The organism is Micromonospora sp. 4G55 (genome assembly GCF_016803375.1).
Genome location: NZ_JAEVHN010000129.1, coordinates 1 through 12723, shown reverse-complemented (window position 1 = coordinate 12723; position 12723 = coordinate 1). Strand labels below are relative to the sequence as shown.

Below are 12723 nucleotides of genomic sequence, written 5' to 3'. Positions count from 1 at the left end.
TGGACCCCGCGGCGCAGCCGGTGCCAACCGAAGATCCACATGCCGAGGAACGTGGACTCCAGGAAGAACGCCAGCAGCGTCTCGATCGCCAGCGGCGCCCCGAAGACGTTGCCGACGTAGCGCGACAGGCCGCTCCAGTTCAGCCCGAACTGGAACTCCATCACGATGCCGGTGGCGATGCCGAGCACGTAGTTGATCACGTAGAGCTGGCCCCAGAAGCGGGTCAGGCGCTCCCAGGCCGGGTTGCCGGTGAGGAACCAGGCCGTCTGCAGACCCACCAGCAGGGTGACCAGCCCGAGGGTGACCACCACGAAGAGGAAGTGGATCGAGGTGGTGGTGGCGAACTGCAGGCGCGCGAGGAGCAGGGTGTCCATGACCGCTCTCCAGGGGTTGGCTCGCTTGTCGTAGCGATCCTACACGTAGATTGGCTACGCATATCTACTACGAGTCGTCGTAGAGGATGTTACGACACTCTGTAGTAGATGTGGTGCCGAGCTGGCCTCGAAGGTGTGGCTGGATTGCCATCGCGGTCGGGGGGCCAGTGCCGGAGGGCCAAGGGCACCCTTCACCCGCTCTGCTCGCGGAGATCCGGCTCGGCCGGCGGGCGGACGTCCGGCTCAGCCGGGGAGGGCGGCCCGGGTCAGCTGAGGAAGAGGGAGATCGGCAGCGCGACCAGGGTGGTCGCCACCGCCAGCGCGGCGGCTCCGATCAGGCGGGGCGGGCGGTCGGCGACCATCAGCCGCTGCACCCGGGCGTCCAGGTCGCGGTCGCCCATGCCCAGCGCCCCGGCCGGGGTGATCCGGTCCCCGCAGGCCGCGAAGCGGCGCAGCGCGCCCGCCAGCGGCGCCTCGGCGTGCAGTTCGCGGGCCTTGTCGTCGGCCCGCATCTCGACCAGCAGGGCGACCCGCTCGTGCGCGTCGCGTACCCAGCGGAACCAGGGCAGCGCGCGGCAGAGCGCCGTGAACGGCAGCAGCACCAGGTCGTGCCGCTCCTGCGCGTGCGTCCGCTCGTGGGTGAGCACCGCGGCCAGCTCGGCCCGGTCGAGCAGGCTCAACGTGCCGGCGCTGACCACCACGCGGGGCTTCACCCCGGGCAGGCAGTACGCCGCCGCGCTCGGGTGGTCCAGCACCAGCGCCCCGGGCACGGTGGGATCCCGCCGGGCGACCAGGGTCAGCAGGTCCCGGTGGCGGCGCTGCGCGCGGACGCTGGCGTGGATGCTGCGGACGGTGGTGGTGAGCAGGACGGCGCCGATGCCGAAGCCGACGCCGACCAGCCCGAGGTGCACGGCGCCCAGGTCGGCCGGGAGCGTGCCGTGGCTCAGGTCGGTGGCCAGGGCGAGCAGGGCGCTGCCGGTCGGCCGGTCGTACGGGGCCAGACCGAGCGCCATCGGCAGGCCCATCGCGGAGAGGCCGAGCGCCAGCCCGACCGCCTGCCAGCAGACGATCGCGACCCGGGGGGCGCGCCACGTCCAGGTGGACCCGGCGAGGACCTGCGCTGTCAGGTAGCAGGCCAGCATCGACACGGCGAAGTGCACGGCGAAGGCCACGGCTGCCGCCCCTACCTGTCCGTGGCCTCGTCGGCCAGCCTGGCCCGGCCGGCCCGCGGGTCCTCGACCCGGTCGGTCAGCCCGGCCTCGGCGCCCAACGCCGCGCGGAGCACGTCCGCCTCCGTACCGGTGACCGAGCGCGCGAAGCGGACCAGCGCCGCATCCCGGCTGCCGCCGAGGTCCAGCGCGTCGAGCATGAGCTGGGCGATGTGCGCCTCGCGGCTGGCCGCGGCCCGGTACCGCCAGGCCCGCCCCTCCCGCTCGCGCTGCACCATGCCCTTGCCGGCGAGCCGGTCCAGCACGGTCATCACCGTGGTGTACGCCAGCTCACGGCCGTCGAGAGCGTCGGCGACCTCGCGCACGGTCACTCCGTCCGACGTGGCGGGGACCGAGTCCCACAGCACGTCCATCACCGCACGTTCGAGATCACCCAGCCGAGTCACCCCGCAATCCTACCCCGCGTAGTAGGTCATCGGCCGGGCCCGGGGTGCCCACCGGTCGTGACCGCGCCGACTCGTCCGTGACCCACCGGGCGCGCGGGGGACGGTCAGGCGAGCCGGGGGCGGCCGATGAGCGCGGTGCCGGCGACGGTTGATCGATGCCGGCCGTGGCCGTTCAGCCCGACCTGGGCGGTGGGGCTGTCCTGTGCCGGACCACCACCTTTCCGACACCACTTTCGCCTGATAGACGACCTCTAATCTGTGAAGGAGGCGACCATGAGGGTTCGCGTTCGCTGCCTGGCCGTGGTGTCGGCCCTGGCGCTGCTGGTACCGCTCGGCGCGACGCCGGCGGCCGCGGCCGAACCCGCCGCCCCCACCGGGGTGGCCGCCGAGGTCGACGGCCTCGCCATCCGGGTGAGCTGGACGCCCCCACCGGACACCACGGGTGTCACCGGATACCGCGTCAGCACCATTCCCGCCGGCCTGTCCCTGGACGTCCCGGCCGGCGCGGACCAGGCGGTACTGGCCGGGATCCGTCCGAACACGGCATACGTCGCGCAGGTCGCGGCCCTGGCCGGCACCGACGTGTCGCCCGCCACCCCGGCCGAACGCGCCGTCACCGTCACCGCCCCGGGTGGCTCGCTCACCGCCGTCCCGCCGGCCCGGCTGCTCGACACCCGGTCCGGGGTGGGCGCGCCCACGGGAGCCACCCGGCAGGTGACCCTCACCGTGACGGGCCGGGGCGGCATTCCCACCACGAACGTCGCGGCCGTGGCGTTGAACGTCACCGTCACCGGGCCGGCCGGCAACGGCTTCGTCAGCGTGTACCCGGGCGGGACGGCCCGGCCGACGGCGTCCAACGTCAACTTCCTCAAGGGGCAGACGGTCTCGAACCTGGTCGTGGTGCCGGTGGGACAGAGCGGCACCGTCGTGCTGTACTCGTCCGTCACGACCCACCTGGTGGCCGACGCCGCCGGCTGGTTCTCCACCGCCGTTTCCGCGTCACCCGCCGCCGGCCTGTTCCACGGCCTCAGCCCCGCCCGGCTCGCCGACACCCGGGTCGGCCTCGGGGGCGCCACGCCCGGGCCGGGCGGCCGGTTCGATCTCCAGGTGACCGGCGCCGGTGGGGTGCCGGCCGCCGGTGTGTCGGCGGTGGTGCTCAACACCACCGTGGCCGGGTCGACCGCTGCCGGCTTCGTGACGGCCTTTCCGGCGGGGCGGCCACAACCGACGGCGTCGACGGTCAACTTCGCGGCCGGGCAGGTCGTCGCGAACCGGGTGATCGTGCCCGTCGGCAGCGACGGCAAGGTGAGCTTCTACAACCGGGCCGGCTCGACTCCGCTCGTCATCGACGTGACCGGATGGTTCAGCGACGGCTCGGACCCCTCCGCCGGCGGCGGCTACCTGGCCAGCGTGCCACCCACCCGGATCGTCGACACGCGCGTCGGGCTGGGCGCCCCCAAGGCGCCGGTCGCCTCCGGCGCGTCCCTGTCGGTCGCGGCGGCCGGACAGGCGGGCCTGCCACCCGCGACCGCACCGGTCCCGCCGACCGGGATCATCGCCAACGTCACGGCCGTCGGGCCGACCAGCGCCGGCTTCCTGACCGTCTACCCGTCGCTCACCGCCCGGCCCGGCGCGTCCGACCTCAACTTCACGGCGGGCAGGACGGTGCCCAACCTCTCGGTGGCCCCGCTCGGTACCGACGGCCGGATGCTCGTCTACAACCGCGCCGGCGACACGCACGTCCTGGTCGACGTGGTCGGCTACTTCCTCGGCGACAGCGCGGCGCCCAGCAGCACCCAGCAGGCCGAGCCCGGCGACGTCGAGGCCGTGACCGGCGCTCCCGGGGGGACCCGCGAGGTCGTCCTGGCGCCGGCGGCGACCGTGCCGGAGGTCGGCGAGGTGCTCACGGCCGGCGTGGCCCCCGCCACGCCGGACGGACTGCTGGTGAAGGTCACCGACACGGGCACCGACGAGCAGGGCAAACCGGTCCTCACCACCGAGCCGGCGACCCTCCAGGAGGCCTTCGGTGCCGGCCACTTCTCGGTGTCGGCGCCGCTCTCCGCCGAGGACGTCGTACCCGCCGGTGCCGCGGTCGCGCCGGGTCAGGCGGCACTGACGCCGGACCGGATCCAGCGCCGCCTCACCGGAGGCGAGTCGGTCAGTGCGGTGGGGCAGGCGATCAACAAGGCGGTGAGCTGCTCGGGCGGTGGCTCGATCACCGTGGTCGGAAACGTCAGCGTCAGCCCGTCCGTCGACCTCTCGGTCGAGTGGGGCTGGTTCTCCGTGAAGTCGGCGACCTTCACCGGCACCCTCACCCAGGACGCCTCGCTGACCGCCACCGCACAGGCGGCCAGCGGCTGCAAGCTCGGCCCGGTGGCACTGCTGCCCACCCCGATCCGGTTCACCCCGATCACCTTCAACATCGGGCCGGTGCCCGTGGTGGTCACCCCGCAGCTGCAGTTCTACCTCTCCGCCAACGGCACGGTCAGCGCGCAGGTCACCACGGGTGCCTCCCAGCACGCCTCCGGCACCCTGGGGCTGTCCTGGTCCGACGCCGGTCTCCGCCCGATCGCCCAGACGAGCAGCAGCTTCAGCTACACGCCGCCCACCCTCTCCGGCGGAGCGTCGGTGACGGCGAGCGTCGGGCCCCGGCTCGAACTGTTCCTGTACGGGTTGGCCGGCCCGTACCTGACGGCCGGCATCCTCGTGGAGCTCTCGGCCAACCCGGCGGCCGAGCCGTGGTGGACGCTGACCGGTGGCCTGGACGCGGGAGCCGGGATCGCCCTGCCCTCGCTCAACTTCGACAAGAGCAACCCGTCGATCCTGCGCTACCGCAAGGTGCTCGCCCACGCCGCGTGGCCGCAGCACCTCTACGCCGTGGAGTGCCTGAGCACCGACTGTTTCACCTCGTTGCGGCTGGTGCAGACCGACGACCGGGGCGGTGGGAAGCGACAGATCGGCGGCAGCTTCACCGGAGGGCCGAGCTGGCTGGCGGTCAACCCGGCCGGCACCGAGGTGGTCTACCAGCGCAAGGCGAGCCGGGGGATGACCCTCTTCGTCCGTAACGTGGCCACCGGTCAGGACCGGCAGCTCACCTTCCAGGACCCCAACTGCACGTCGGTGGACACTTTCGATGACTACCCGGTGTGGTCTCCGAACGGCGCGACCATCAGCTTCAGTCGCAGCAGCAGCTTCGGCTGGTTCACCTGTCCCACGGACGGCACCTACGTCGTGCCCGCCGGGGGCGGGACGCCGACCCGCGTCTCCACCCGGAGGTGGGACGGGCCGCCGTCCTGGAACCCGTCCAACGACCGGTGGGCGGTGACCACCGCGACGCAGCCGCCGACCCTGTACACGAGCGCGACCAACGGCAGCGGGAAGAAGACCCTCTATACCGGGTCCAGCAGCGACGGCTTCAGCCCCGCCGCGTGGTCACCCGACGGCTCGACGATCGCCTTCGGCACCCACTCCGGCCGGCTCTACGGATACTCGCCGGCGCGCCAGGCTGTGGAGCCTGACGCCGGCCAACTACTGCACGGGCTACCCGGTCGCCTGGGCCCGGGACAGCGAGTCCGTCTTCTACCTCGGGTGCCAGGCGGGTGAACCTCGCACGATCTACCGGGTCGGCGCGGCCTCCAGCGCGACACCCTCGCCCATCGCGTTCGACCACAAGATCATCGCATTGGCGGTGGGCCGCTGACCGATCACACCCCCTTGGGGTGCCAGACCGTCTTGGTCTCCAGCAGCGTGGTCATCCGGGTGATGCCCGGGTCGCGGTCCAGTCGTGGCCCGCCGGGGCGGGACGCAGCACCCGCTTGAGGTTCTGCGCCGCCTTGACCTCCAGCTCCGCCGCCAGTTCGGCGTCGGTCACGCCGCTCAGGTCGAGGGCGTTGACGTCCATGTGCGCGGCCAGCGTCGGCACCGTCTCGGTGATCTTCCCGGTGAGCAGGTTGACCACCCCGCCCGGCAGGTCGGACGTGGCCAGCACCTCGGCCAGGGTCACCGCCGCGAGGGGCTGCGTCGGCGAGGTCGCCACGACCACCGTGTTGCCGGTGACGATCGCCGGGGCGATCACGCTGACCAGGCCGAGCAGCGCCGGCGACTCGGGGGCCACCACGGCGACCACGCCGGTCGGCTCGGGCGCGGACAGGTTGAAGTACGGGCCGGCGACCGGGTTGGCCCCGCCGTACACCTGGGGGAGCTTGTCGGACCAGCCGGCGTACCAGACCCAGCGGTCGACCGCCGCGTCCACCTCGTTGCCCGGCACGCCCAGCGCGACGAACTGCTCGCGTCGGCCCTCCAGCATCTCGGCGACCCGGTAGAGGATCTGACCCCGGTTGTACGCGGTCGCCCCGGCCCATCCCTTCACGGCGGCGCGGGCGGCGAGCACCGCGTCCCGGGCGTCCTTCCGAGACGCCAATGACACGTTCGCGTCCTGCACGAGATACGACCGCCCCGACTCGCTGCGTGGGAACTTCCCGCCGATGAAGAGCTTGTACGTCTTGCGTACCGCGACCCGCTCAGACATTGAGGTAGCCCTCCAGCCCGTGCCGGCCGCCCTCGCGACCGTAGCCCGACTCCTTGTAGCCGCCGAACGGCGAGGTGGGGTCGAACTTGTTGAACGTGTTGGCCCAGACCACGCCGGCGCGGAGCCGGTCGGCCATCCAAAGGATCCGGGAGCCCTTGTCGGTCCAGATTCCGGCCGACAGCCCGTACGGCGTGTTGTTGGCCTTCTCGACGCCTCGGCCGGGGTGCGGAAGGTCAGCACGGACAGCACCGGCCCGAAGATCTCCTCGCGGGCGATCCGGTGCGCCTGGGTGACCCCGGTGAAGATGGTCGGCGCGAACCAGAAGCCCCGCTCGGGCAGCTCGCACGGCGGCGACCAGCGCTCGGCGCCCTCGGCCGCCCCGGCGTCGGAGAGCTCGCGGATCCGCTCCAGCTGGGCGGCGGAGTTGATCGCGCCGATGTCGGTGTTCTTGTCCAGCGGGTCGCCGACGCGCAGCTGGGCCATCCGGCGCTTCAGCGACTCGAGCACCCGGTCGGCGACGTTCTCCTGCACGAGCAGCCGGGAACCGGCGCAGCAGACGTGCCCCTGGTTGAAGAAGATGCCGTTGACGATCCCCTCGACCGCCTGGTCGACCGGGGCGTCGTCGAAGACGATGTTGGCGGCCTTGCCGCCCAGCTCCAGGGTGAGCTTCTTGCGGGTGCCGGCGACCGAGCGGGCGATCGCCCGGCCGACCTCGGTCGAGCCGGTGAAGGCGACCTTGTCCACGCCGGGGTGCTCGACCAGCGCCCGGCCGGTCTCGCCGGCGCCGGTGACGATGTTGACCACGCCGGCCGGCAGCTCGGCCTGCTGGCAGATCTCGGCGAAGAGCAGCGCGGTCAGCGGGGTGGTCTCGGCCGGCTTGAGCACCACCGTGTTGCCGGCGGCCAACGCCGGGGCGATCTTCCAGGCCAGCATCAGCAGCGGGAAGTTCCACGGGATGACCTGCGCGGCGACGCCGACCGGCTTCGGGTCCGACCCGAAGCCGGCGTACGGGAGCTTGTCGGCCCAGCCGGCGTAGTAGAAGAAGTGCGCGGCGACCAGGGGCAGGTCGACGTCGCGGGACTCCTTGATCGGCTTGCCGTTGTCCAGCGACTCCAGCACGGCCAGCTCGCGGGAGCGCTCCTGGATGATCCGGGCGATCCGGTACAGGTACTTGGCCCGGTCCCGGCCCGGCATCGGGCCCCAGACCTTCTCGTACGCGGCCCGGGCGGCGCGGACCGCGCGGTCCACGTCCTGCGCGCCGGCCTCGGCGACCTCGGCGAGGACCTCCTCGGAGGCCGGGTTGATCGACTTGAAGGTGCCGCCGTCGGTCGGGTCGACGAACTCGCCGTCGACGAAGAGCCCGTAGGAGGCTTTCAGGTCCACCACCGAGCGGGACTCGGGGGCGGGAGCGTATTCGAACATCACTCTCAGTCCAGGGTGAAGTAGTCGGGACCGGAGTAGACGCCGGTCGTCAGCTTGGTGCGCTGCATGAGCAGGTCGTTCAGCAGGCTGGAGGCGCCGAAGCGGAACCAGTCCGGGTCCAGCCAGTCCGCGCCGACGGTCTCGTTGACCATGACCAGGTACTTGATGGCGTCCTTGGTGGTCTTGATGCCGCCCGCCGGCTTCACGCCGACCTGCCGCCCGGTGGCGGCGCGGAAGTCGCGGACCGCCTCCAGCATCACCAGCGTCACCGGGAGGGTGGCCGCGACCGGAACCTTGCCGGTGGAGGTCTTGATGAAGTCGCCGCCGGCCAGCATGGCCAGCCAGGAGGCCCGCCGCACGTTGTCGTAGGTGGCCAGCTCGCCAGTCTCCAGGATGACCTTGAGGTGGGCGTCCCCGCAGGCTTCCTTGGTGGCCACGATCTCGTCGTAGACCTCCTTGTAGCGCCCGGCCAGGAACGCGCCCCGGTTGATCACCATGTCGATCTCGTCGGCGCCGGCCTCGACGGCCGCCCGGGTGTCGGCCAGCTTGATCTCCAGCGGCGCCTGACCCGAGGGGAAGGCCGTCGCCACGCTGGCCAGGTGCACGCCGCTGCCGCGCAGCACCTCGGCCACGTACGGGACCATCGCCGGGTAGACGCAGACCGCGCCGACGTGCGGGCAGGTCGGGTCGGCCGGGTCGGGGCGCAGCGCCTTGGCCGCGAGCGCCCGCACCTTGCCCGGGGTGTCCGCGCCTTCCAGGGTGGTCAGGTCGACCATCCGGATGGCCAGGTCGATTGCCTGGGCCTTGGCGGTGGTCTTGATGGAGCGGGTGCCGAGCTGTGCCGCCCGCTGCTCCGCGCCGACCTGGTCCACGCCGGGCAGGCCGTGCAGGAAGGTCCGCAGAGCGGTCTCGGATCGTCCCAGCTCGGAGAGGTCCGACCGGGCCGACGTCGCTGTCGCCGTCATGCCCCGAATACTACGCATCCTGCGGCGCAGTGATCATGGTCACGCCGGCTCTGCCGGCGCCGCCACACGTGAGCGGGGTCGCTGGTCACCCCGCACCCGCACTGCGGGCGCGGGCGGACCGGTAGGTTGAGCGATCGTGGACGTACACGTCATTGACCACCCGCTCGCCCAGTCCCGGCTGACCGCCATGCGGGACGCCCGCACCGACTCGTCGTCGTTCCGGGCCGCGCTGCACGAACTCACCACCATGCTGGTGTACGAGGCCGCGCGCACCTTCCCGGTCGAGAAGTACCCGGTGCAGACCCCGGTCACCGGCACCGAGGGCACCCGGCTGGCCAACCCGCCGCTGCTGGTGCCGGTGCTGCGGGCCGGTCTGGGCATGGCCGACGCCGCGCTCGGCCTGCTGCCGGAGTCCTCGATGGGCTTCGTCGGCCTGGCCCGCGACGAGGAGACGTACGAGCCGCGCGCGTACATGGAGTCGCTGCCCCGGGAACTGGCCGGCAAGCCCGTGCTGGTGCTCGACCCGATGCTGGCCACCGGTGGTTCGCTGGAGCACTCCTGCCGGCTGCTGGCCGACCGGGGCTGCACCGACATCACCGTGCTCTGCGTGCTCGCCGCACCGGTCGGCATCGAGCGGCTGGAACGCTCCGGCCTGCCGTTGCGCCTGGTCACCGCGTCGATCGACGAGGGGCTCAACGACAACATGTTCATCGTGCCGGGCCTCGGCGACGCCGGCGACCGGCAGTTCGGCGGCATGCCCCGGTTCTGAACCGGTCACGGTCCCGGGACGGATCTCGGCGGGTCGGTGCGCGGGTGAGCGCGCAACCGCTACCGTCTCGGGCCATGACTGGTGTTGCGCTCGCCGAAGAGCTGCTGCTGCTGGCGTACGACGACGAGACGGGCCGGGCGACCATGCCCCGGATCAGCCTCGACCTGGGGATGGCCGCCGCCGTCCTGGTCGAGCTGGCCCTGGCCGGGCGGATCGCGTACGCCGACGGGTCCCTGACGGTGACCGACCCGACGCCGGTCGGCGAGCCGATCATCGACGGAGTGCTCGGCCGGATGGCGGCCGACACCCCGCACAGCCCGTCCTCCTGGGTGCAGCGGCTGCGGCACGGCCTGCGCGACCGGATCCTCGGTGACCTGGTCGCCCGGGGCGTGGTCCGGGACGTCGAGGAGACCGAGCTGGACTTCATCGTGGTGCACCGCTACCCGGTGGCGGACGCCTCGGTGGAGGACGACAGCCGGCGGCGGCTGGCCGAGGCGCTCGCCGGCGGGCAGTTGCCCGATGAGCGGACCGCCGCACTGGCCACCCTGGTCGCGGTGCTGCGGATGGAGCCGGCACTCGGCCTGAGCGGCGACGCCGCCGTCGACGCCCGCCGCCGCCTGGAGGAGATCGCCGGCGGCGCCGGCTTCTCCGGCAACGTCAGCCTCGACGACTCGGTCGTCCGCCCCTCCGTCGGTCTGGTCGTCGCCGCCCTCGCCCGGGCCGTAGACCAGGCCCTCGGCAAGCGCCCCTGACCCACCCCGACCCCTGGCCGGCGTTGATCATGAAGTTGGCGGTGCCGGAAATCGCTCTCCCCGCCGCCAACTTCATGATCAACGGTGCCGGTGGGGGTCAGAGGCCGAGGGCTGCCGCGATCTCGGTGCGCAGCGCGGTCACGGCGGCCTGGGCGCGGGTGCGGGCCGCGGCGACGTCGCCGTCGACGACCGCCTCCACCACCTCCAGGTACGCCTTGAGCTTCGGCTCGGTGCCCGAGGGGCGGATCACCACCCGGGCGGCGTCGGTCCGCAGGATCACCACGTCGGAGGCGGGGAGCAGGTCCTCCGCCTCGCCGACCGGCTGCCCGAGCAGGGTGGTCGGGGTGGCCGCCCGGATCCGGGCCATCGCGGTGGCGATCTCCCGCAGGTCGTCGACCCGGACCGAGAGCTGGTCGGTGTGGTGCACGCCGAACTCGGCGGCCAGCTCGTCCAGCCGGTCGGTCAGCGTCCGGCCCTGCGCCTTGAGGCCGGCGGCCAGCTCGGCGACGGTCAGCGCGGCGGTGATGCCGTCCTTGTCGCGGACGTGCTCCGGGGCGACGCAGTAGCCCAGCGCCTCCTCGTACCCGAACACCAGCGGGTGCGCCCCGCCACCGGCCCGGACGATCCACTTGAACCCGGTCAACGTCTCGTCGTACGGCAGGTCCCGCGCCGCGCACATCGCCCGCAGCAGCGACGACGAGACGATCGTGGTGGCGTACAGGCCGGTGACGCCGCGCCGCATCAGGTGGTCGGCGAGCAGGGCGCCCACCTCGTCGCCACGCAGCATCCGCCAGCCCGTCCCACCGTCGCGGACGACCACCGCACACCGGTCCGCGTCCGGGTCGTTGGCGATCGCGATGTCGGCGCCGGTCGAGTCGGCGAGCGCGACCAGCCGGTCCACCGCGCCCGGCTCCTCGGGGTTGGGGAAGTGCACGGTCGGGAAGGCCGGGTCCGGCTCGGCCTGCTCCGGCACCACTCCGGGCACCGGGAAGCCGGCGCGGGCGAAGGCGGCGGTCAGCACCGCGGCGCCGACCCCGTGCAGCGGCGTGTACGCCACGGCCAGGTCGCGCGGGCCGTCCGGCGAGACGACCGCGGCGGCCCGCTGGACGTAGGACGCGACCAGGTCGTCGCCGAGCACCTGACCGGCCGGGCCGAGCGGCACCTCCCCCAGCGGGCCGACCGCCCGGATGGCCGACTCGATCCCCGCGTCGGCCGGCGGCACGATCTGCGCCCCGGCACCGAGCGCCCCACCGAGCTGCGCGCCGAGGTAGACCTTGTAGCCGTTGTCCTGCGGCGGGTTGTGGCTGGCGGTGACCATCACCCCGGCGACCGCGTCGAGGTGCCGCACCGCGTACGCCAGCACCGGGGTGGGCAGCGGCCGGGGCAGCAGCAGCGCGGCCGGCCGCGCCGGTGGCCACCTGGGCGGTGCGCTCGGCGAACTCCCGCGAACCGTGCCGGGCGTCGTACCCGATCACCAGCGGACCCTCGCCGCCCTGGGCGGCGAGCCAGCCGACCAGCCCGGCCGCGGCCTGGGTGACCACGGCGAGGTTCATGCCGTTGGGGCCGGCGCGCAGCGGGCCGCGCAACCCGGCGGTGCCGAAGGTCAGCGGCCCGGCGAACCGGTCGGCCAGCTCCGGCGCGCTCGCCGGCAGCCGGTCGAGCACCGCGCGAAGCTCGTCCCGGCTGGTCGGGTCGGGATCGTCGTCGAGCCACCGCCGGGCCCGGTCGCGAATGTCGTCAAGGTCAGTGGTTTCCGCCGCCATTGCCTATGGATAGCACGGCGGCGGATCACCACGTCCCGGTGGCCTCGACTCAGCCGGCCGCCGTGAGCTGGAACGACTTCACCATCTCGTCGAAGATCGGCTTGCTCTCGGCGAACTTGGCGTCGGTGGCGGAGAGGTAGAACGAGTAGACCTTGCCGTCGTGGACCACGCCCCGCCACACGCCGTGCCGCTTGGTCTCACCGTCGCCGCAGGTGTACTCCAGCTCGGCGGCCGGCTGCCCGGCCAGCTCCGGCTCGGTCATCGCGAGCTGCTCGTACGGCTTCACGCAGGACTTGGAGCGGGTGCGCAGGCCGTTCTCGGCCACCTCCGCCCAGCGGGCCGGCGTGCCGCTCCACTTCTCCGCGAGGATCCGGACCTTCCGGCCGCTGTCCTGCGGGTCGACGTAGTCCACCCAGTCGCCGGCGCTCTTGCGCTCCCGACGCCCCCGCCTCGACCTCGCTATCACCGACGTACCACCGCTCAACAGCCAGCCCTGACGCTCATAACACCGCCACCGAACCCGAGCCGGGGGAGG

At 72.9% G+C, this 12723-nt stretch carries 7 protein-coding genes and 4 pseudogenes; 3 read left to right on the top strand and 8 right to left on the bottom strand.

All coding sequences use genetic code 11. The annotated features are described in order from the left end of the window. The 3 genes from JNW89_RS13640 to JNW89_RS13630 form a co-directional block, all read right to left on the bottom strand. On the bottom strand, positions 1-374 hold a 374-nt coding region (locus JNW89_RS13640; protein WP_238449221.1), incomplete at its 3' end, for a cytochrome ubiquinol oxidase subunit I. Positions 375-640: 266 nt separating this feature from the next. Further along, positions 641-1546 carry a M56 family metallopeptidase gene (locus tag JNW89_RS13635; protein WP_238449220.1) on the bottom strand — a complete coding sequence of 302 codons (906 nt, stop codon included), beginning with the start codon at positions 1544-1546 and terminating at the stop codon, positions 641-643. An 11-nt stretch (positions 1547-1557) separates the two neighbouring features. Further along, positions 1558-1989, bottom strand: a complete 432-nt coding sequence (locus tag JNW89_RS13630; protein WP_154939648.1) for a BlaI/MecI/CopY family transcriptional regulator — start codon at positions 1987-1989, stop codon at positions 1558-1560. A 273-nt stretch (positions 1990-2262) separates the two neighbouring features. On the opposite strand from JNW89_RS13630, the gene JNW89_RS13625 reads away from it, so the two are divergent. After that, positions 2263-5592, top strand: a complete 3330-nt coding sequence (locus JNW89_RS13625) for a fibronectin type III domain-containing protein (protein WP_238449222.1) — start codon at positions 2263-2265, stop codon at positions 5590-5592. A 101-nt stretch (positions 5593-5693) separates the two neighbouring features. Here JNW89_RS13625 and JNW89_RS13620 read toward each other — a convergent pair. From JNW89_RS13620 to deoC, 3 genes and pseudogenes are all read right to left on the bottom strand, one after another. Continuing rightward, positions 5694-6517: pseudogene (locus JNW89_RS13620) on the bottom strand (aldehyde dehydrogenase family protein). Then, positions 6510-7939, bottom strand: a pseudogene (locus tag JNW89_RS13615) (aldehyde dehydrogenase family protein). The pseudogenes JNW89_RS13620 and JNW89_RS13615 overlap by 8 nt, the downstream one beginning before the upstream one ends. Positions 7940-7944: 5 nt before the next feature. After that, on the bottom strand, positions 7945-8904 hold the full coding sequence (gene deoC, locus JNW89_RS13610) for a deoxyribose-phosphate aldolase (protein ID WP_238449219.1): 960 nt from the start codon (positions 8902-8904) through the stop codon (positions 7945-7947). Between the two features lie 136 nt (positions 8905-9040). On the opposite strand from deoC, the gene upp reads away from it, so the two are divergent. Together upp and JNW89_RS13600 are read left to right on the top strand one after the other, a co-directional pair. Continuing rightward, positions 9041-9673 carry a uracil phosphoribosyltransferase gene (gene upp / locus JNW89_RS13605; protein ID WP_238449218.1) on the top strand — a complete coding sequence of 211 codons (633 nt, stop codon included), beginning with the start codon at positions 9041-9043 and terminating at the stop codon, positions 9671-9673. 74 nt (positions 9674-9747) lie between these two features. Then, positions 9748-10425: a GPP34 family phosphoprotein gene (locus JNW89_RS13600; RefSeq protein ID WP_238449217.1), complete on the top strand. Its 678-nt coding sequence runs from the start codon at positions 9748-9750 to the stop codon at positions 10423-10425. Between the two features lie 97 nt (positions 10426-10522). Here the strand turns inward: JNW89_RS13600 and JNW89_RS13595 are convergent. Both JNW89_RS13595 and JNW89_RS13590 read right to left on the bottom strand, forming a co-directional pair. Next, a pseudogene (locus JNW89_RS13595) lies at positions 10523-12188 on the bottom strand (phospho-sugar mutase). A gap of 49 nt (positions 12189-12237) precedes the next feature. Further along, positions 12238-12654 (bottom strand): annotated as a pseudogene (locus tag JNW89_RS13590) (PsbP-related protein); the annotation flags it as partial. Positions 12655-12723 lie beyond the last annotated feature (69 nt).